This window comes from Alteribacter natronophilus, assembly GCF_006007885.1.
Classification (GTDB): domain Bacteria; phylum Bacillota; class Bacilli; order Bacillales; family Salisediminibacteriaceae; genus Alteribacter; species Alteribacter natronophilus.
The window spans coordinates 23897-45476 of sequence record NZ_VCRO01000005.1; the positions used below are offsets into that span (position 1 = coordinate 23897).

Consider the following 21580-nt stretch of genomic DNA (forward strand, 5'->3'; position numbering starts at 1 on the left):
TTTCTACACCTCTTGTAATGATTTTTGTGACCTTCTTAATCTATCCTGTAAATAAACTTTTGAGGAAACAGATAATCTAAAAAAACTCACTCTTTTTAACAAGATTAATAGTTTAAGATACCGATAATAAAAAGATGGGGCATGATAATGGTTCAAATCATGTTTAAATTCTTTACTGTTTATTATTGTGTTTATAATTGCTTTTTTCTCATTATCCGTGGGAATAGCAGAGCAGATAACTTCCTGCATGTAGGATAAAGTTACGTTTGTAAAATGGTTTTTTACTATTGCATGATGTTTAGTGAGATTATACTTTTCGCACAATTGCAGCATCATTCTTTTATTATCAGTAATATAGTCAAATAAATCCGGTCTGAATACTTCTGTTAAAGAGCCTCTCTGACGTCTGTAATATAAGTAATAAGGAAAATCTATGAACGCAATTTTTTTTACGACTTCAATCAAAGCAAAGTTTAAATGAGCATCTTCGCTGTGTGTTTTATCCGTATTAAAATAAATATTGTTCTTATTAAATATAGACCTCTTATACAGCTTATTAACACTGGAAATAAAACTGTAGGTCTTTCCCTCCAGCAATGATGGCAGCAACCGGTTCTTTATTTGCTCTTCGTTTAAGCACTTGTATTCATCCATAGTTTTGGATACAGAAGTTGTATTTAACACCAGGTTGATTGTTTTTATAGGGCATACTGTAATATCAGCATTGTGATTCTCAGCTGCATCACACAATTTTTCATACATTTCAGGATGGACTTCGTCATCAGGATCAATAAACGCAATATAATCCCCTTTGGCTTGTTTAATCCCGGTATTTCGAGCTGATGAGACGCCCTCATTTTTTTTATGAGTGACCTTAATTCTGCAATCTTTTAAACTATAATTATCACAAATAGTTCCACTATCATCCGTGGAGCCATCATTAATCAGTAAGATTTCAAGGTTAGGATAAGTTTGTTTCCTAATAGATTCAATGCATGCCCCAAGATATTGATCGACGTTATAAACGGGAACAATCACACTAATTAACCTCATTAACTCCCTCCTCTCAGGGACAAAACACTAAATAATCTTATCGAAGTTCATTTGCTCAATGTCTTTATTTTCAGCTAATCCATTCACAAGTCTTTGTTGAAGTAATTCATCCTTTAACAGTCGGACTATTCCCTGGTACAAACCTAGACTTGTAATTTCTACAATAAGTCCATTTCTGTTATCCTGGAACTGCTCTCTGGCTCCATTTACATCAGTTGTTACAATCGGTTTTTTAAAACGTGAAGCTTCCAGTGTAGTGATGCAATATCCCTCATAACGTGATGGCTGTACGTATAGGTCACAATCAGCCATATAGGGATAAGGGTTGGATTTCAGCCCTAAAAGAATAAAATGATTTTCAAGGTTTAACTCTCGAATCAGTGCCTGGTAATGACTCATTTTTTTTCCTTCTCCAACCCAATACCATTTAAATTCAATACCATCTTTAAGTAGTAAGGATGCTGCTTCTATTGCAAGATCAGGACCTTTCTCGTAAGAAAGTCTTCCCACAGTTAATATTTTTCTTCCATCAAATTGATCTGTATACCCCTCTCCTGCTTTTGAGAGCTGATTTAACATTTCCCCAGAAACGATATTAGGAAATATTACCGAATTATTTTTTATTGGAGGGATAATATCAATTAACTTATGACTCGCTTCTTCGGACACAACTAAAATTTTATCAAATTTTGGATAGTTCCTTTGAGCATAGAAAGCGCTAAACCCAATCTTGGTTATATCAAAGTGAATCCATTGATATTTCTTCTTGGCTTTTATTTTGCTCAAAACAAGATAGCTTATGAAGTCCATTGGACCTGCATAAGCTATCGCTGATTCATATTCCTTCTCATGTTTGAACTTTCTGGTCAAGTAGCTAAAAAATATCTCTTTTCGTTTCATTACTTTTGACAATAAATAAAATACTGAGAATGATACTCCCTTAACCCATTCTCCCTTTTTAACGAGTTTAAGAGCAGTTTGTTTTGGTGGGTCATTAATTAAAGGTTTGATATTTTTATAGCCGTCAACATATTCAACATTTACGTGACTCGGAACCTGATCCAGGAATCCACCGTACTTTTCAAGCAATAGTAAGGTAATTTCATATTTCTCTGTGGGCATCTCAGATACCATGTTTAGAAAAGCTCTTTCCGTACCACCGATATTCATATTAATGAGCATAAACAGCACTTTCTTTTTCTTCACTGTTATCAACTTCCTGTCCCTCAATTAGTTGATAAAACTTGTCCAGTTCTTCAATGTTTCCTTTCTTTTCTTTTTTCAGATACTCAACAATTTTCTTATACAGTGCTCTGTTGTTTAGTAATTCATTAATTCCCTCCGCAACACTCTCTCCGTCCATACCCGTCACCAAACCATTCTTCCTTTGCACCATCTGATTATAAACAGCATCAAATTCAGTAGTCACAACAGGTATGTTAAGCATTCGTGCCTCTGCAATAGCAAGGCCAAAACCCTCAAACCGAGAGGTCTGTACGTACAGATCTGCATTTGCGATGTAGGGGTAAGGGTTTGATTTAACTCCGAGTAAAATAAAGTGATCTGATAAACCATATTCCTTGATTTTATGCTCAATTTCCTGCTGCAAAGGCCCTTTTCCTAACGCATACCAGCGAAAATGGAGGCCGCTTTCCTTAAGTTGTTTGCAGGCATCCAGGGCAATATCGTAACCCTTTTGATTTGCGAGTCGCCCAATAGTCAAAATTCTTACACCATCAAAGCCATCCTCATATCCTGTGCCGATCTTAGCCATTCTATTGATAAATTCAGGGTTATTTATATCATAAATAACGTTCATTTTGTTTTTGTAGTTTGGAAAGGCTTCAAGAAAGACTTCTTTGGTTGAATCCGAAACTGCTACAATCCTGTCATAAACATCGTAATACTGCTTTTGAAACGCCTGTTCTTTTTCATCAAGCCTGTAGCTGACATTCACCCATGCAAATTTCTTCTTCGCCCTGATTTTTTCTGCTACATAAAAAGTCGGAACTCCCTGGGCGTAGCTAATCGCAATATCATACTCTTTTTTGTTTTGTTTAAAAGCCCGTGAAGTACTTTGCCAGAATATCCTGGCTTTTTGAGAGTTTCTATACTTTCCGGTCCTCAACTTGAGCGTAAACTCCAACCGTGAACAAAGGTTTCTGTATTCAGAGTTAATAAAAGTGTTAAACAATGCTATATTCATTGGTAATTTACTGTAAATCGAATAGGCGGCTGGATCTAAGAGGTTTACTTCTGGTGGAACTAATTCTTCAAGTTCCCCTCCATGACCAAACAGAAATAGATCAACTGAGTATTTTTCAAAATCCAATAAAGATAACAATGTTACAAGACTCTTTTCTGCTCCGGCACATTCTAGTGAGTCTATTACAAAAAGAATGTTTTCTTTCATTAAATCACCTCATTTCAAATACCTATTTTTTTGATAGTTGTTCATATTTCTCTATGCTATGTACAATGTGACTGGTAAAGTCACTTGCAAAATCTCTCTCATCAAATTGCTGCAACCTCAGCAGAACATCCTCTAAAAAAAACAATTTCATGTACCTTTTAGGCTCATCTTTATTGAACTCTAAAGCCTTCACATTTGGGTTTTCAACATCACCAATCTTTAAGTACTGGCCAAACCGGGGAAACCTTGTTAGAAATTTGATTAGATCAAAACGTGTACTTCTATATTCCGTAAACTCCCAATCAATTAATCTAAAGAATTTTTTATCTTCAATCATGTTATCAGGTTTTATATCACCATGGCTTAAAGATAAGTAAATCTTAAAATCATTACTACCAGCTAGGATTGAATCTTTTGTTTTATATAGAAAATCACTTACATAATTTACATCTGGTTTTTTAAGTAAATGCTGGTTCTTAGTCATTATCTCAAGCGACTTAAAAACAATACTATCAACATACTTATCGTTCTCAACAACTTTAATTCTGGATTGAACCTGGAGTCGGTTGAATGTTTGTTTTATCTTTTTGAGTTGTCTAATGTTATGTGGATTTAATATTGGATGATGTCCATTATAATAAATCCCCTTAACCCATTTCCCTTTAGGATCTACCCCTACGATTTCTTCAAACTCTTTATACCGATGCCGATATCTTAAAGCATTCTCCTGCTGTCTGGTTTCACTTTGAACAACCGTCAAAATGCTGCTATTGTTCAGATCAATCAACTTGTAATTGTTGTTTCCAGTTTTAAAAACTATATCACTTTTATATGGAATACTTTCTGTTACTCCAATCCAGTATTTAATAAGGTATATAAAGGTTGCTTTAATTCTTTTCATGTAGTTTTTTGGTACTAATGGTTTACAGTTAAAAATCACGAATGGAACTTTGTATTTGGGAATCTCTCTATTTATCATGACATTTTGAGTAAGAGCCCTATACTTATTCAATAATCTTTCACACCTTACACCCTCATTTTCTCTTTCACAATCGTCGACGACACGCCTTTCGTGTAAGGCAGGTAAACGAGCTCCACGCTGACCTCTTTAAATCGTGTCTCCAGTTCGCTGAACAGGTGACTGCCTTTCCAGTCGTCGCCGACGAACATGGCGTCGAAATTTAGGACTTCCCAGGCACCGAACTTATTGCGGTCCAGCTGGGGAACGACCATGTCGACGTATTTGATTTCCCGGACGATCTCTGCCCGTTCTTCAAAGGGAATGACGGGGGTTTTATGTTTATATTCCTGGACGAGTTCGTCGGTGCTCACACCTACAATCAGTGTGTCGCATTGCTCCTTGGCCTTTCTCAGGATGTTCAAATGTCCAACATGGAACAGGTCAAAGACCCCCGTTGTATAGCCGATTTTGTATTTTTTCACGATGGTAGTACCTCCCTGTTTTCGATTACTGCCTGCATGTGTGCGGTCAGTTTTTCGCTTGCCTCTCCCCGTTCGAAGGAGCCGATTTCCTTATGAAATAGTTCCATCCTCTGTTTGTAGGTATTTGAATCATACTGTTCAATGGCGGCCAGAAGCTGATCGGTTGTTTCGGTTTTAATGAACGGAAGCTGATTGATATCAAAATAAAAACGCCGGTCGTTTTTCACGTAATCGTGAAGATCCGGCGTGTACATGAAACATGGTCTGTTTGTGATGGCAAAGTCGAACATTAGTGACGAGTAATCTGTTATGAGAATGTCACTTACACTGAGCAGCTCCTGAATATCATCGTAGTCCGTGGCGTCTTTTACCCGTTCGCCGTATACGAGCTGGCTGGACATTCCCGCGAGGTGGGGATGCAGCTTTACTAAAAACGTCCACTCTCCGCCGAAATGTGCTTTCAGGCGGTGAAGCACCTGATCATATTGGATATCGTAAACATCGAGCCGATTGTCTTTTCGGAACGTTGGCGCGTAAAGGACGATTTTATCTTCTCTTTTCAGATTGAACCTTCTGCAGACCCGGTCTTTCACTTTTGAATCTCCTTTAATGAGAAGATCGTTTCGCGGTGTTCCGTGCTCAAATAGAAACCCCTCAAACCAGAAGGAGCGGTCGAAGATGGCTGTACTGTACCGGCATCCTGATAAGAGAAGATCAATTTTCTCAGAGTCTTTCTTCGCCGTCTCCACGTAGTGAGCAGGAAGTGATTTCTGCGCATCCTTTTCAATCTGTTTTAACCGCAGTGAACTGTGCCATGTCTGAATGTAGTACTGGTTTTTCCGCTTTACGAACAGATCTGTTGTCCGGAAGTTGGTAAGCACGATTTTAGACGTACAGAGTTCATAAAAGTACCGGAGCGACATGACTTTTACTTTTCTCACCCCTTCCTGAGGGCCTTTTTCCTCCGGACTGTTGAAGGCCCAGACGAGGTCAAAGGTTCCTTTCGGGTAGTGCTTCAGAATGTGTTCCGTTACGTACTTAGGGTTGCAGCCGTACTGACTGCCGTAATAGCTCGTAAGAAAAACTTTGTTCTTCCTGATCGGCAGCCGGTTGAAAACGGAAATCATAAAGAGCGCTGCTTTTTTTCTTACGTGATCTTTTATTCCCACCAAAAACCGCCCTCCTTATCATCTCACTTTTTCAAGTGGTACTTCTTTTTCCGGAAGAAGTTTCCGGAGCATTTTTCGACCGGCTAAAAAACCGATATTGGCATACGGATGAACGAGAAACAGTTTTAACTGGTTACTCAGTTCGCTGTCTCCGGAGACCGCTTCCCTGATCTGTTTCTGATGCTCCAGTATGCAGGACCGGATTTCCTTTCTCCGCTCGCTCCCTGTTCGTTTTAAAAACAGCAGGTTGTAGTGCATCAGGCTTGTCTGAAAGAGCATCCGGCAGGACTCTGGAAGAAAGTGAGGATAGTGCTGCTTCAGAAAAGCATGCCGTTCCTTTAAACCGTCCAGAATATCCAGGTTTCTCTCTGTATAGGAAGCGACGATGCTGTTCTCCCGCTGCCGGTAGTACACCAGCGGATCGTGCAGGAGCACAAACCGCTTCACCTTCTGCATAACGTGGTGGGCCCAGAATACGTCCTCAAAAAGGACGCCTTTTTTAAACGGGATGTCCTTTATGAGTGCGGTTTTGTAAAGCTTGCCCCAGGCAAAGTTCTTCACCTTTTCGTTGATCACAAGTTCGTACATGAGCCCGTCGTTTTCAAATACTTCCTCTCTTCCATTCTTGTCGTAGACGCGGTTGTCAAAGAGAGAGTAGAAGTTATGGGCGTAATAAAATGCCGACTGAACCACGTCTGCATCGTTTGACTTCAAAGTGGTGAGGAGATTTTCCACAGCCCGTTTTCCGAGCCAGTCGTCACTGTCGAGAAACATGGTGTAGGCCCCGGTCACATAAGTCATTCCGAAGTTCCTTGCATCCGAGAGGCCGCCGTTCTTCTTATGCAGGGCTATAATCCGGCTGTCCCGTTCTGCGTATTCGTCGATCATTTTGCCGCAACGGTCAGGAGAGCCGTCATTGACGAGAATAATTTCCAGATTTCTGTATGTTTGTCCAGTCACGCTGTTTATGCATTGATCGAGGTAGTTTTCGACTTTATAGACCGGGATGACGATGCTTATTTTTTCACTCATGACAGGCCTCCTTTACGCCAGCGTATAAAGCTTCAGCAGTTCCTCATGATTACGGTAGTCTCTCTGCAGGCAGTTGGCGGATAGTTTGTGACGGAGCTGCTCGTTTGTGATCATCACTTCGAGCCCGTCTGCAATGCCCTTCGGTCCCTGGTTGCAGACCAGACCGTCCACCCCGTCCCGTACCTGGCTGCCCGCTGTCGGATAGTTTGTGATCAGAACCGGTTTGCCGAGAATCTGTGCTTCCCCGACAGTAACGGCCTTCCCTTCGTAACGTGAGGGCTGCACGTAGACGTCAGCTTCTTTCATATAGGGATAGGGGTTTGTTTTTTTTGCCTAACAGAAAAAAGTGGTCCTCCAGACCATACGCGGCGATCGCCTCTCTGATGGCAGCTTCGTCGCCGCCGTAGCCGACAACGTACCATGCCACGTCCGAATAGCCTTTCTCGATCAGCAGTTTAAGTGCTTTTACCGCCTGATCGATGCCTTTCGCGTGGGAGAGGCGACCGACCGTGACAAACTTGAACCGGTTATCCCGGTTAAGGGGCTCAGGTTTCTCTTCACCGGCAAGGTTTCTGACCATGTCCGGGGATGTAATGTTTTCAACCACATGAACCTTCTTTTTCAGGATCGGATATTTTTTCAGGAAGGCGTGCCGGCACTGATCGGACACAGCTACGATCGCATCAAAAGCGCTCCAGGTTTTCAAATCCCGCTCAACGTCTGTATCCACGGTGGAATAATCGGTATGAATCCAGGCAATTTTCGTCTTTGCCTTCACTTTATATGCCACAAAGTCGTGTGGCCACAGGTAGCTGATGGCGATGTCGTACGGCTTCCCGACACTTGGCAGGTGAGGCAGCGCGTATTGCCACATGTACTGCATCTGCCGGTAGCCGGTTTCTTCGGCCCCTGACCTTGCTGCTTTGTACCTGGCACAAAGCCTGGCACTGGCGAGTGAGAAGAAGCCCCGTTTGAATGTTTCGCCAATCGAGAGGCGGAACGTTTTGTATTTCGGACATTCCTTTAACAGCCTTGGCCCCTGCGGAAGCAGATCCATAAAATCACCAGTATGGCTGTACAGCTTTAAATCCACATCATATCGGTCGTAATCGAAGTTTCTCAGCATACTGATGAGGCTTCGTTCCACGCCGCCCACTTCAAGATCAAAAGATGCAATCAATACGTTTTTCTTCATGGCTGCCTCCATGACTTGCGGTAGATTTTAGCGAGCGTCTGAATGCCCTGGTCCACGGAATAGGCGTTCTGCACAAACGCCTCGCTTATCTCATTCGGACCGGGTTTCAGCTTATTTTTAAATGCAAGAATCTGTTCTGCCCACTTTTCCGGTGCTTCGTGCAGAAACCGGCGGGCCATCAGACCGAGGTCCAGATCCGCTTCAGGCTGGATGGCTTCCGATACGACGCAGGAGACGCCGCTTGCCTGAGCTTCCAGAAGCACGAGGCCAAGCCCTTCGTAAATGGAAGGAAACACAAATGCATCCATTGCGTTAAGCAGATTCGGAATGTCGTTACGGAGTCCTGCGAACCGGACGTGCTCCGCAAGGTTCTCCTCGCTCACCTGCTGTTCAATTTCAAGCCTTAAGTCCCCGTCACCAACAAGAAGCAGCACGGCTCGCGGCTCTTTTTTCATCAGTTCCTTAAATACCTTAAGAAGAAAACTGTGGTTTTTCGGTTCGATCATCCTGCCTATGTGACCGACTACGAACCGGTTTTCCAGATCGAATTCCTGTTTCACCTTTTTCACAGCTTCAGCATCTGGATTCATGTACTGTTTAAATGGAATTACGTTTGGCAGGTAGCGGTAGTGATCGCTGCTGAGTACGTTTTCTCCAAACAAAAATCCTCCAGCGTGACTGCTGCAGGCCATGTAATCTGTCGAAGTGGCCCTGATTAGCCGCTTCATGCTTCCTGTATACAGTTTTCGGATGATCGTCTGCCGGTCATCATCTGTGGTGTGGGCGTGGGCAATTCTCACCTTTACCCCTGAAATTGCTGCGGCTGCATTGGCAATTCCGCAGTGAAACAGGGTGTGGGCATGCACCACGTCATATGGCCCGTACGTTTTCATCGCATGAACGAGGTCCATGATGCCGTACGTCTTCGACAGCCTGATTACCCTGCCGCCGAGTGATATGATCTCCCTGTCATAGTCAGCCTCTTCGCTGCTGTAGGACACGAAATCAAACATGATCTTGTTCCTGTCCATATGCCGAAAGACGTTCATGAGCATCGTTTCCGTACCTGCACGGTTCATCGCCCCCACCACGTGGAGGACTTTTAACGGCCTACGATGTTGCATATCTTATCTCCTGCAAATCAGCCATGTTGAATACACTCTTTACACACGAGATCACCCGCTGCTGATCCTCTGCCGGCATATTAGTCCCTGACGGCAGGCAGATGCCAGTTTCAAATAAACGTTCTGATACGCTCTGGTCACTGTGTGCATAGTAGCGGCACTTATCAAACAGAGGCTGAAGGTGCAGCGGCTTCCAGACCGGCCGGGCTTCGATATTTTCTTCGGCAAGCGCTGATAACATATCATGGGGCGTTACCGGACAAACTTCAGGATCAAGAGTGATCGCGGTAAGCCACCGGTTTGACATCGTACCCCCGGGCTCCGGCATAAACGTTACGCCTGGAATATGAGCGAGTTCAACAAAGTAACGTTCAAACACACGGCGTTTCTGGGCTACCCGCTGATCGAGAATGGCGAACTGGCCTCTGCCGACACCGGCGAGAATATTGCTCATCCGGTAGTTGTAACCCACCTGGCTGTGCTGATAGTGGGCGGCCCGGTCCCTGGCCTGCGTGGCAAGAAATCCGGCACGCTCAAGGGCATCGGTGTCATCTGATACGAGCATGCCTCCGCCTGAAGTGGTGATGATTTTGTTGCCGTTAAACGAAAATATCCCGAACTTCCCAAAGCTGCCACTAGCGCGCCTTCCGTAAGTGGCACCGAGGGATTCGGCAGCATCTTCTATGACCGGTACTTCATACTCCTCACAGAGCGCCGTTATTTCTTCCATCTTTGCGCTCTGTCCGTAAAGGTTCACAACGATGACGGCTTTCGGAAGCTCATTTGCCTCATAAGCCTCCTCCAGTGCCTGTTTCAATGCTTCAGGTGACATGTTCCATGTCTCGGGCTCTGAGTCAATGAAAACCGGTTCCGCTCCCTGATAGACGATCGGGTTGGCGCTTGCCACGAAAGTGAGCGACGAACAGAAGACCGTATCTCCCTTTTTTACATCAAGGAGAATAAGCGCCAGGTGAATCGCAGCGGTGCCTGAACTGACCGCCAGTGCTCCCTTCACCCCGATATAGTCCGCGATCTCTTTTTCGAAGGCATTAATATGGGGCCCTACCGGGGCAATCCAGTTTGTTTCAAATGCTTCATCGATATAGCGCTGCTCTGATCCGTTCATATGGGGGGCCGCCAGGTGAATTTTCGGTTTAGATGTAGTTTTTAACACCCTGGTTTTCACCTTCTTTCCTTGTATGTCGTGCCGGAACCCCTACTGCCGTACAGCCGGCGGGAACATCTTTAATGACCGTCGCCCCTGCCCCGACTGTGGTCCAGGTCCCGATATTAATCCCGGGGATCACGGAGGTTCCAGTTCCAACCTGTGTGCCTTCTTCAATCGTCACACCACCTGCAAGAGCAGCTTTCGGGCAGAGATGAACAAAATCTCCGATGATGTTATCATGCTCGACGATCGCACCGGTGTTAATGATCACGTGATTTCCAACGGAGGCATCCGCCTGGACGACAGCCAGCGGCATGACAACCGTCCCTGTCCCGATCCTGGCGTATGAACTGATAACAGCAGAAGGGTGGATAATTGTCGCGTACCGCTCATCGGGCAGTCCGAGCATGGAGACGATTTCCTGTCTGGACCGGTTGTTGCCGATTGCGACTGCAAGCTTCAGTTCCGGATTTTCCTCAAGGACTCTCTTTACCGCCTGAACCGGTCCTTTTACAATTCCATCCACCACAAGGACTTCCTGGTACAGATCATCGAAATAGCCGACAACTTTACCCGCATTGTTCTTTTCAATCATATCTGTAATGACCTTACTGTGGCCGCCCTGTCCGACCAGTACGATCTTCATGATGATCCCCCCCTCACTTTTGCTCCTTCTCCCCGAAAACGTTCTGCCGTGACATGTCCTGTCTGGTTAATCCCCTCGGAGCGGAACACTTTATACACCGTCATCAAAAGAATCTTCAGATCAAGGAAAAAAGACTGATTTGTTACATACCAGAGATCGTATTTGAATTTTCTTTCCCAGCTGATCCCGTTTCGCCCGTTCACCTGTGCCCACCCTGTGATTCCCGGTTTTACGTCGTGACGCCGTCTCTGCTCATGTGTATACAGCTCCAGGTACTCCATCAGGAGCGGCCTCGGTCCAACAAGACTCAGATCGCCCTTCAGCACATTGAGGAGCTGGGGCAGTTCATCGAGACTGTACTTTCGCAGAAACTGCCCAAAGGGCGTGAGCCGCAGCTCGTCCGGCAGAAGATTACCGGCACGGTTCTTCTCCCCTGTCATCGTCCTGAATTTCAGAAAGTAAAACGGCTTTTCATAAAGACCCGGACGCTTCTGCCTGAAAAACACCGGTGCTCCGAGCTTCCACCTCACCAGTACCGTCAGCAGGATCATGACCGGAGATAAAAAAAGCAGTAAAAAAAACGCTGCGGTAAAATCGAACGCACGTTTGACGGCTGTCACCCCCCTACACAGCTTTTTCAGCTGTATTTACGTATTTCTCAAGTTCCCCTTCGATTTCTTTCACCAGCTCAACTGCTGTGGCGTTCTCGTTCTGTTCCGCTGTCCGGCAGGTTTTCAGCAGGATGGCTTTCAGAACTTCCTGATCGAGATATTCCATATGCATCACCTTTTAAAAGAAGTTGCTTCGGTACTCAATATTCAGTGCCAGGACGTGCTCATAATAAAAGAAAAGAAAATAGAAAATCAGAATCAGATAATAAACAAGTTTACGGTCCTTTTCGGCAAACAGCTTCACGATCCAGGCCACCAGAATGAGCTGATAGAGTCCAAAGTAGATTGTGAACCTTGCAAAAATCCAGTTCTGGGACGCAACGATCATAAACAGAAGATTAAGGACGCAGAGATTGACGATGAAGTCCCCGTTGGGAAACAGCTCTCTCAGCCGTTCTCTACCAAGATAGGCAATCAGAAGTGGTGCTCCATAGACGAGAACCCGGAGGATACTTGCCCCTCCCTCTGAAAACTCCGCATAGTGACCGTACTGACTGTCACCGATCGCAGAAAAAAGAACTTCCGAAAAATAGCCGTAACCTGCAACCATAATCAGCCCGGCAAGCAGAATGCCAAACGTCACCTGACTCCAGGCCGGACGTCTCACGATAAAATAGATAGGAATGAAAATGAGAGCGCTCTGATGAAATGCCGATGCAATGAGAACAACGATGGTGAACTTCTTCCAGCTGCCATCCATAATGTACTTGGTTGCCGCGAAAATAATGGCTGCAGCCAGGAACTGTCTGATTCCGTTCATCGAGACAAGGAACAGGCCGCTTGTGATATAGACGTACAGACTCAGTTCAAAAACACGGGAATATTTGTAGAGAACCATCACAATGAGCACGTTTGTAATCAATGCCGTTACAAAAATAAGAATTTGCGCATCCCCTGAAATCTGCTGCAGTAAATACTGCATAACCGCAAAGCCGAAATCCTTCTGACTTACTGCATCTTCCAGCGTAAACACATTCGTTTCAAACGCATGGCGGTAATAGTAAGTGTCACCGATATTAATCCTGAGTCCGGACACGACGACCAGTGTCATCATGGCAAAAAAAGCAAAGAACCTGTTCGGTCTGACCGTCACCGGCTCAAACACGGATTGTTCAAGCCCGGTACGGGCACTTACACGGGATAAAAAAGAAAAACTGAAAACAAGAGCGAGATTGGCGTAAAGGATTGCCATGAGTGTAATCCTTTCTTTCCGTTTCTTATAAGGAAGAAGCTGACCTCTGTTTCGTCAGTACATGAAAATATAAAAGCAGCCCGGGCGGAATTGCCAGGACTGTAAGCAGAGGTGCAGGCGTGTCTCTTAAAAAGCTGCTGTTCTTCTCCAGAAAACTGCTGGAAACGTAATGTATGGCCTGCCTGTATTTAAATTTTAAATCAACGAACGGAAGCTTCATCAGTTCCTTCCGGTAAAATGAAAAGCCTTTTGGATTTCTGTAGTACTGGCTTAACATGTTCATGGATGAACCGTCCTCCAGGTATTCAACCACACACAGCGGTTCATTGAGCAGCAGAAGTTCGTAGTCCTCATCGAGCCGGTAATACTTGTAGGCCAGCCCTACGTAGCGCTCTCCCCTGAACAGCGGATATGGATATTTCTTCGTAAGTTCCGTGCGGTACACAAGCTTTTTGTCTCCGGTTACCCCGTATTTATAGTAAAGATCAAATAAGGTGGACCGGCTTACATCCTCGGGCAGCTTTGTTCCGATGATGTTTCCTCTCCGGTCAAGATCCAGTCCGGCAATCCCGCTCACACGACTGCTTCCATATGAAGACCAGAACGAGAGGATCTTTTCCACCGCTCCTTCAGCCAATTCGTCATCCGAATCGATGCACACATTCAGTTCTGTATCAATAAGTTCATAAGCTGTATTATGGGCGCCGTGCATGCCCTGGTTCTGCTGATAATGATAACGGATATCTATAAGACCTTCTGCAGTCCACGATTTCACCAGATCGGCCGTGCCGTCCGTTGAACCATCGTCGATGATGAGCCAGACAAAATCTTTCCGTGACTGTCTGAGCAGGCTTAAATATAACTGCGGCAGACAAAATGCCCGGTTGTAGGTTGGGGTAAATACTGTAAGTGTTTTTTCCACCGGCTTCCTCCTTTCCTTACACGGTGAGATAGAATCCCTGTGACCAATCGGCTGTGTGACGGATGTCATACCCGCTTGCTGCCAGAGGCTGGTGTGACAGGTTCCGATCAGGGCGTATCTCTGCCATTTTTCTCACTTCATCGATCCACCTTGAGCGGTCATGCAAAGGAAGAAACCGGACGAGCCCCGCGCCCATATCCACTTCACGTGAAATTACGTCTGAGATCAGGCAGGGAAGCCCTGCTCCCTGGGCTTCCACCAGAGTGACCGGGAGCCCTTCATGAAGGGAGGGAAACAGAAACAGATCCATGCCCTGAAGCAGTCGCTGTATGTCCTGTCTCACACCGAGAAAATGGACGTCCTCTGCGAATTCACTGCTGTTTACCTTTTTTTCAATTTTTGTTCTCAAATCCCCATCTCCGGCCAGAATTAATTTGGCCCGGGGTATTGTTTTCCTGATCTCCACAAACAAATCGATCAGATAGGCATGGTTTTTCTGATGATTAAACCTGCCCACATGTCCAATTACAAAGTCGTTCTTCTGAAGACCCAGCTCTTCTCTTACTTCCTGGTGCGCGTGTTCCGAGTAGGCAAACTCATCACACCTGATTCCATTTTTAAGAATCCGGAAATTGCGTTCACCCGCACTGTTAAACAGCCATCTTCCCGCCAGATCAGAACAGGCAAAAAAATGAGTTGCCGAACGGTCAATTTGTTTTCCTGCATACCATTTGTACAGTTTTACTGCTGCATTGCCTTCGCTTCCCGTATTATGGCTGTGGGCAATTCGTACTTTAAGTCCGTTCCGCTTCGCTTCTCTCAGCACAATCCCGCTCATTTTATCCAGATGGGAATGAACGATCGAGTATTCCGGATGAGCTGAGAAAAAGCTGTTCAGCGCTTTCTGAAATCCAAAATGGCCGGCTTCCGTGATATATGGAATCCTGTGAATCCGCCCTCCCATACTCTCAATTTCACTGTCGAACATCCCTTCTTTGCACGTGAGAAAATCAAACTGTACTTTTGAGCGGTCGATGTTTCTGTAAAGGTTCATGAGGAGGGTTTCGGCGCCTCCCCTGTTCATATTCACAACTACGTGTAATACTCTTACTGGATTGCCCACACAGCCTCCTCCATTTCATTCATGTACTTTCTGTAGAGCTGTTTATTTTCGTTTAGAACCAGGTTCAGGGAATACCGCTCCATCATGCGTGCCCGGGAGTGTTCCCCGAGTGTACGGCGCAGTTTTTCGTCCCGGGTGAGAAGCGTGAGTTTTTCTGCGAAGGCCTGATGATTGTCAGGCGGCACCGTCCAGCCGTTTACGCCCTGTTTAATGAGCTCACAGTGGCCGCGGTTTTCGGTGGCCAATACAGGCAGGCCGCACGACATCGCTTCCATGATATTAACCGGCAGGCCTTCCCGGAAACTCGAGCCGACCGCAATGTCACATGCAGGAAGAATCCTCACAATGTCTTTTCTGAAGCCGAGAAAATCTACCCGGTCCGAGACGCCGAGTTTTCCGGCCAGCGCTCTGCACTCCTTTTCAAGCGCCCCTTCCCCGGCAAGCAGAAGACGAGCTCCGGGGAGCTCGTCTTTAAGTAAAGCTAATGAATGAATAAGGAACTGCTGATTTTTGTTTTTATTAAACTCTGCTGCGTAAAAAAGCAGCAGATCGCTCTCTGAATACCCCAGTTCCTTACGTATCTCGCAGCGCTCGTATTCATCAGCCGGACGGTACTTTTCCGTGTCCACCCCGACACCGTGTACATGGGCGATTGTCCCCGCCGATAACCGGTGCATTCTTGCTCTCTCGTAATCTTCTTCGTTGATCGTCACGAGGCAGTCGGTTAAATTCGCCAGGAGCTTTTCCACCGGATAGTAGCAGAGCCAGTTCGCAGCAGGTGCTCCTTTACAGAAGTGGAACCCATGAGCCGTATAGAATGTTTTTGTCCCGTTTTTCCGGGCACGCCTTGCTGCGAGTCTGCCAATGACACCGCCAAGGGGGGTGTGACTGTGCACGATCGCGAACTGTTCCCGGTCCACGATCGCCCTCAGCTCCCGAAGTGCTCCCAGGTTTGCCAGCCGGAACGGAGAGCGCTGGATCGGAATGTCGTACTTTACATCGGTGTAGGGAAGCTTCATCGTTCCTGATGCTGCCACGTGAACCTCCCATCCCTGTTCCTTAAACCATTTCATGTATGGAAGATGAAAAGCTTTAAAGTGATAATCGACCGTTGCGCAAAGAAGGATTTTCTTCTGCATGGCGGGCCTCCTATTTGACGAGCTGCTGTTCCATCACTTCAGTCAGGTAATCGAGAAGCTCATGGCGGAGATCCTCCCGCTGCAGTCCCATATCGATCATCGTTTTTATAAAGCCCATTTTCTCTCCCACATCGTAGCGGGTTCCTCTGAAATCATAGGCGTAGACAGCTTCCTGAAGCTTCAGACGGTCGATCGCATCAGTCAGCTGAATTTCGCCTCCTGAGCCCGGCTGCTGTGTTCCGAGGATGTCAAAGATGGCCGGGTTCAGTATATACCTGCCCAGAATTGCCAGGTTGGAAGGTGCCTCTTCCTGAGCCGGCTTTTCCACAAGGTGGCTGACACTGTAAAATCGTTCTCTCAGCTTCTGGCCGGCTACAATTCCATAACGGGATACTTCATGATCCGGTACCGACTGAACGCCAAGCACTGACGCGTTGTAATGACTGTACTGTTCGATAAGCTGCTTCAGGCACGGTTTTTCTGCCTGGACGATGTCGTCACCGAGCAGCACTGCGAACGGCTCGTCTCCGATGAACTTACGTGCACACCAGATGGCATGCCCAAGTCCTTTCGGCTCTTTCTGGCGTATGTAGTGGATGTCCACCATTTTCGATGATTTCTGTACTTCATCCAGAAGCACTGTCTTTCCTTTTTTCAGCAGTGTCTGCTCGAGTTCAAAGGAGTTGTCGAAATGATCCTCGATCGCCCGCTTTCCTTTCCCGGTTACGATAATGATGTCCTCGATGCCTGATGCTACAGCTTCCTCGACAATGTACTGAATGGTGGGCTTGTCCACAATCGGCAGCATTTCCTTTGGCATCGCCTTTGTGGCCGGCAGAAAACGTGTACCGAGTCCTGCCGCCGGAATGATTGCTTTTTTTACTCTCACATGATTCCCTCCCCTGAAATATACAGTGCCTTACACTTCCACCGGTACCATTTCTTTTTCTTTTCCGGCCGGTTCCCCGTTTTCTTCCGGTTTATAATTAGCCAGAGAAAGCAGTTCATTCCGCAGCTCATTTTTGCTTAACCGGTCGTAGGTGACTATCAGATTTTCGATTTCACGAATCAGCACCTGCGATGTTTTTCCAATGTGAATTTTCGGATAGATCTGCTCTTCATGAACTTCATGGTCATTCAGCAGTTCTTCAAACAGTTTTTCCCCGGGCCTCATTCCCGTGTAGGTGATCCCTACTTCATCTTCTGAGTACCCGGAAAGCTTGATGAGGTTCTTCGCAAGATCCACAATTTTTACAGGATCACCCATATCAAGGACGAATGTTTCACCGCCTTTTGCCAGGCTCCCTGCCTGCAGCACAAGCCTGGATGCCTCTGGAATTGTCATGAAGTAACGGACCATATCCGGATGGGTGACGGTGACCGGTCCGCCATTCTGAATCTGTTTCTTAAATAAAGGAATCACACTTCCGCGGCTCCCCAGGACGTTACCGAAGCGAACCGTGATAAAGTTCGTCCTGCTTTGCAGGTTCATCTGCTGGACGATCATTTCCGCAAGCCGTTTGCTCGCTCCCATCACGCTTGTGGGGTTTACCGCCTTATCAGTGGAAATCATGACGAAAGAAGAAACGTGATGATCGGCTGCGGCAAGAGCGACATTCCGTGTTCCGATCATATTGTTTTTGACCGCTTCCTCAGGGTTACGTTCCATGAGCGGGACGTGCTTATGTGCAGCTGCGTGATAAACGATGGACGGCTTATGAACCTTCATGATCTGATGGATCTTCTCTTCATCCTGGATGTCGGCAATCTCTGTGACGTACTGAATGTTATGGTGACCAAAATGTGCTTTAAGCTCCATCTCAATCGAATAGATGCTGTTTTCCCCGTGACCAAGCAGAACGAGCTTTTCGGGTTTGAATCGTGTGATCTGACGGCAGATTTCCGAGCCGATTGATCCTCCAGCACCCGTCACCAGTACGACACGGCCTGAAAGCTGTTTGGATATTCCTTCAATATCGAGTTTCACCTGTTCACGTCCGAGGAGGTCCTCCACCTTCACTTCCCTGAATTGAGAGATGGAGACTTTGCCTGAGACGAGATCTTCAATCAGAGGAAGAATCTGCGTTTTTGCCGGCGTCTTACTGCACTCTCTGAAGATGTGTTTCAGCTCTTTCTTTTTCAGTGAAGGAATCGCAATTACGATATTTTCAATGTTTAACTGCTTTACTGTTTTCTCAATTTCCTCAGTCCCACCTGCTACAGGAACACCGAGGATATCCAGGTTGTGAAGCCTGGGGTTATCATCCACAAATGCGACCGGGTGCAGGTTACTCTGGCTTTTGTTCAGAAGCTGCCTGGCAATCATCGTCCCCGCAGCACCTGCTCCGACGATGAGTGTCCGTTTTTTCTCTTCTTCCCGGTTTACCAGGTACGAATCCCTGAACATGCGCCAGGCAAACCGCGTTCCGCCAATTGCAAACAGCTGAAGAAGCCAGACGACAACGAGAAACCTGATATGAACCGTCTGAGTGATCAGCGCCTGTGCCACAGCCGTTAATAGAACCGAGAGGGACACCGTTTTCAGGATGATCATCAATTCTCCGGTACTGGCGTATTCCCAGGCTTTTTTGTAGAGCTTGTACTTATAGGAAAAGAAAAAATGACAGCCGATGAGTATGAAACCGGAAATCACCAGAACCGACGACACTGACTGATTCAGCAGAAGGCTGCTCAGGATCACTGCTCCTGTAATCAGCAGCGCGTCTACTAGCACAAGCAGCGATACTCTGCTTTTATAAGCCATATAAATCCCTCCTTTTTTTATCACTATCGTTTTGCTCATTTAATGCTTTAGAACAGCCCGGATCATCCTGAACATCGATCCGGACCGCAAAAAACATTAAATGAACCGGGCATTCAACCCGTCCTCACGCCACACTACCGATGACTAGCATCTAAGGCTGATTAGCCCACAGCATGGCCGAGTGCCTCCGTTGGTAACGGTAAGGAGACATTCCCGAAAGCGAACAATATAACGTCTTTTGGTTCGTAATAAAGAACAAAACTGTTAAAAAAATAGCCGTATTTAACCGGAATTTCTATTCCTTCCTGGAAAAGAAACTGCGTCTGCGGGCATTCATAATAATGCCGAACAGTTTTGTATTGGTCATCTCCAGGATCTTTTTTGCTTCCAGAGCAACTTCATCCTCTGTCCGCTTGACTCTGAGAACCATGATGGCACCATCGCAGCGCCCTGCAACGATCTTGGCTGTTTCCCCCTCCAGCACCGGAGGAGAATCAAGAAGGACGTAATCGTATTCCCGGGAGGATCGGCTCAGAAGCTCGTCCATTTTTCTGGACTGAAGCAGGGCATCAAGATCATAAGGCACAGGACCGGTCGTGATGATCTTCAGTCGGGCATTGTCCGTCTGGTTGATGACATCCTCCACATTTTTCTGACCGGAGAGAACGTTGGTGAGTCCGACTGTATTCTTTACCCGGAAGATTTTATGAACAGAAGGATCCTTAACATCAATGTCGATCAGGAGAACGGACTTGCCGCTCACTGCAAGATTAAGGGCCATATTGGCAATGACTGTTGATTTACCCTCGTTGTATCCCGGGGAAGTGACGAGAATCGTCTTTGTGCTGATTTCATAACTGGCGAACTCGATATTGAGACGGATCCGGTCAAATTCCTCCGAAATTCTTGATCGGGGATTCGTGGCAAGCTGCGGAATCCTTCTATCCTTTAGTAGATTCACCAATGGTTTCACCTCTTACTGCATGGGCTTTTTTCTGTCTCCTGGACAGCTGCATGGTACGCCTGGTCATTTTAGATACATCCCCGATCACAGGAACCTGGAGCATTTTTTCCACTTCACGCCGGTGTCTTACACGGTTGTCGATGCTGTCAAGGAGAAAGATAAAGCCGACAGCCGTGAAAACCCCGAATATTGCTGCAGCGTAGATTATGTTGCTGCTTGTCGGATTAATCGGGAGCTGATTTGCGCTGTAGGAAGCTGCTGACAGTGGTTCAACATCGGTAAAACCAAGTGTTTCAGCCACCACTTCCTGATACTGCTCAGCAGTGGTGTTGGCGATCGCTGCTGCCATTTCCGGACTGCCCGCTCTTGCGGTAATCATAACGATCTGTGAGTCACTCACTGCAGTAACATCAATTCGTGAGCTGAGAGCATCCGGTGACATGCCGAGATCCAGTTCACTGATGACAGCCTCCATGACCGGCGGTTCAGTAATGAACACTCTGAGTGTGTTCATGTAACCGGAACTTTCCGGAATCATGATCCGCGCTGTGGAATCGTAAACCGGCTCCGGCTGAATGGACTGGTGATACATGTATCCGGCAGATGTGGTAACTGCGGCAAAAAGTATGATTATCCAAAGACGTTTTTTCAGAAGGCTGTAGATTCTTTTAATTTCAATCTCTTTGTTTGCATTCGTCTGCAAGCGGTTCACCTTCTTTGCAAGGGGTAATGGCTGTTCTGTTTTGTTTTGTTCTACATATCGAACGGGTTTATTATTAGTCTGTCACTGCGACTGCTGATTACTAGGTTCCCCTTACTGCCGGATAGTAACTTTTGATTTGATACTATCCATTCTAGTTCTTGATAAAGAACATGTCAACAATATTCTGAAATTTAGTGGTGATATTTTCCTGGTTTTTCAGGAGCTGAAGCGCAGATTAGTCCTGCATGAGGTGTTTTCTCTGATTTTTGCCCTTGGGGATTAGGTAATACTATCTAGACTAAACCAATTTTGATTTCCTTAAAAAAGAAGAACGCCCCCTGCCGGGAGCGTTTCTTCTTATTTTTGTTCTCTAAGGAAGTCCAGCGCTTCCTCCACGTGTCCCTTTACTTTCACTTTGCGCCACTCTTTGATGATGTTTCCTTCTTTGTCGATGACAAATGTGGAGCGTTCGATCCCCATGTATTCCTTGCCGAAGTTTTTCTTCAGCTTCCAGACGCCGTATTCTTCCGAAACTTTGTGATCTTCGTCTGCAAGGAGCTGAAACGGAAGACCGTGCTTGTCGATGAACTTCTCATGGCGGTCAACCGGATCCGGACTGACGCCGAGGATGACGGCATCTAGTTCCTCGAAGGATTCCTGATTGTCACGGAAGTCACACGCCTGCGTCGTGCAGCCCGGTGTCATGTCTTTAGGATAAAAATAGAGAACAACGTATTTGCCTTTGTAATCAGAAAGGTTAACAGTTTTTCCGTCGTTTGCCTGAAGGGTAAATTCCGGTGCTTTCTGTCCAACTTCTGCTGTCATATGTATCACTCCTCATTCCTGATTTGTTCACCTA

The 21580-nt window shown here is 46.0% G+C and carries 21 protein-coding genes and 1 pseudogene; all 22 read right to left on the reverse strand.

The features are described from left to right. Positions 1–3: 3 nt before the first annotated feature. A complete protein-coding gene (locus FGB90_RS15220) occupies positions 4–1053 on the reverse strand; it encodes a glycosyltransferase family 2 protein (RefSeq protein ID WP_138811719.1) in 1050 nt (349 codons plus the stop codon). A gap of 27 nt (positions 1054–1080) precedes the next feature. Beyond that, positions 1081–2259, reverse strand: coding sequence for a glycosyltransferase (locus tag FGB90_RS15225; RefSeq protein WP_138811720.1), 1179 nt, complete (start codon positions 2257–2259; stop codon positions 1081–1083). Further along, positions 2225–3466, reverse strand: coding sequence for a glycosyltransferase (locus FGB90_RS15230; RefSeq protein ID WP_138811721.1), 1242 nt, complete (start codon positions 3464–3466; stop codon positions 2225–2227). The genes FGB90_RS15225 and FGB90_RS15230 overlap by 35 nt, the downstream gene beginning before the upstream one ends. Positions 3467–3488: 22 nt before the next feature. Continuing rightward, complete coding sequence (locus tag FGB90_RS15235; RefSeq protein ID WP_138811722.1) at positions 3489–4478, reverse strand: hypothetical protein; 990 nt, start codon at positions 4476–4478, stop codon at positions 3489–3491. 14 nt (positions 4479–4492) lie between these two features. Beyond that, a complete protein-coding gene (locus tag FGB90_RS15240; protein WP_138811723.1) occupies positions 4493–4909 on the reverse strand; it encodes an FAD synthase family protein in 417 nt (138 codons plus the stop codon). Continuing rightward, positions 4906–6078, reverse strand: a complete 1173-nt coding sequence (locus FGB90_RS15245; protein WP_246056220.1) for a CDP-glycerol glycerophosphotransferase family protein — start codon at positions 6076–6078, stop codon at positions 4906–4908. The genes FGB90_RS15240 and FGB90_RS15245 overlap by 4 nt, the downstream gene beginning before the upstream one ends. Positions 6079–6096: 18 nt before the next feature. After that, complete coding sequence (locus tag FGB90_RS15250; protein WP_138811724.1) at positions 6097–7110, reverse strand: glycosyltransferase family 2 protein; 1014 nt, start codon at positions 7108–7110, stop codon at positions 6097–6099. 12 nt (positions 7111–7122) lie between these two features. Then, positions 7123–8305, reverse strand: a pseudogene (locus FGB90_RS15255) (glycosyltransferase). Continuing rightward, positions 8302–9429, reverse strand: a complete 1128-nt coding sequence (locus FGB90_RS15260; protein ID WP_138811725.1) for a glycosyltransferase family 1 protein — start codon at positions 9427–9429, stop codon at positions 8302–8304. Before FGB90_RS15260 ends, FGB90_RS15255 begins: the two are co-directional and overlap by 4 nt. After that, entirely contained in the window at positions 9416–10555 is a 1140-nt protein-coding gene (locus tag FGB90_RS15265) for a DegT/DnrJ/EryC1/StrS family aminotransferase (RefSeq protein WP_138811726.1), read from the reverse strand. The genes FGB90_RS15260 and FGB90_RS15265 overlap by 14 nt, the downstream gene beginning before the upstream one ends. A gap of 28 nt (positions 10556–10583) precedes the next feature. Further along, complete coding sequence (locus FGB90_RS15270) at positions 10584–11243, reverse strand: acetyltransferase (protein ID WP_138811727.1); 660 nt, start codon at positions 11241–11243, stop codon at positions 10584–10586. Beyond that, the gene (locus FGB90_RS15275; protein WP_281280063.1) at positions 11240–11863 is read right to left on the reverse strand and encodes a sugar transferase; all 624 of its coding nucleotides are present in this window, start codon (positions 11861–11863) and stop codon (positions 11240–11242) included. Before FGB90_RS15275 ends, FGB90_RS15270 begins: the two co-directional genes overlap by 4 nt. Before the next feature lie 4 nt (positions 11864–11867). After that, complete coding sequence (locus FGB90_RS19765; protein WP_171051866.1) at positions 11868–12020, reverse strand: hypothetical protein; 153 nt, start codon at positions 12018–12020, stop codon at positions 11868–11870. 12 nt (positions 12021–12032) lie between these two features. Next, a complete protein-coding gene (locus FGB90_RS15280; protein WP_138811729.1) occupies positions 12033–13106 on the reverse strand; it encodes an EpsG family protein in 1074 nt (357 codons plus the stop codon). A gap of 25 nt (positions 13107–13131) precedes the next feature. After that, positions 13132–14028: a glycosyltransferase family 2 protein gene (locus FGB90_RS15285; protein ID WP_246056207.1), complete on the reverse strand. Its 897-nt coding sequence runs from the start codon at positions 14026–14028 to the stop codon at positions 13132–13134. 16 nt (positions 14029–14044) lie between these two features. Continuing rightward, on the reverse strand, positions 14045–15151 hold the full coding sequence (locus tag FGB90_RS15290; protein WP_138811731.1) for a glycosyltransferase family 1 protein: 1107 nt from the start codon (positions 15149–15151) through the stop codon (positions 14045–14047). Continuing rightward, complete coding sequence (locus FGB90_RS15295) at positions 15136–16290, reverse strand: glycosyltransferase family 4 protein (protein ID WP_138811732.1); 1155 nt, start codon at positions 16288–16290, stop codon at positions 15136–15138. Before FGB90_RS15295 ends, FGB90_RS15290 begins: the two co-directional genes overlap by 16 nt. Positions 16291–16300: 10 nt before the next feature. Then, positions 16301–17179 carry a UTP--glucose-1-phosphate uridylyltransferase GalU gene (gene galU, locus FGB90_RS15300; RefSeq protein ID WP_138811733.1) on the reverse strand — a complete coding sequence of 293 codons (879 nt, stop codon included), beginning with the start codon at positions 17177–17179 and terminating at the stop codon, positions 16301–16303. A gap of 30 nt (positions 17180–17209) precedes the next feature. Further along, on the reverse strand, positions 17210–19054 hold the full coding sequence (locus tag FGB90_RS15305) for a nucleoside-diphosphate sugar epimerase/dehydratase (RefSeq protein ID WP_138811734.1): 1845 nt from the start codon (positions 19052–19054) through the stop codon (positions 17210–17212). A 295-nt stretch (positions 19055–19349) separates the two neighbouring features. Then, complete coding sequence (locus FGB90_RS15310; RefSeq protein ID WP_171051867.1) at positions 19350–20015, reverse strand: CpsD/CapB family tyrosine-protein kinase; 666 nt, start codon at positions 20013–20015, stop codon at positions 19350–19352. Next, entirely contained in the window at positions 19996–20721 is a 726-nt protein-coding gene (locus FGB90_RS15315) for a YveK family protein (protein WP_171051868.1), read from the reverse strand. The genes FGB90_RS15310 and FGB90_RS15315 overlap by 20 nt, the downstream gene beginning before the upstream one ends. 357 nt (positions 20722–21078) lie before the next feature. Continuing rightward, positions 21079–21546, reverse strand: coding sequence for a thioredoxin-dependent thiol peroxidase (bcp, locus tag FGB90_RS15320; protein ID WP_138811737.1), 468 nt, complete (start codon positions 21544–21546; stop codon positions 21079–21081). Positions 21547–21580 lie beyond the last annotated feature (34 nt).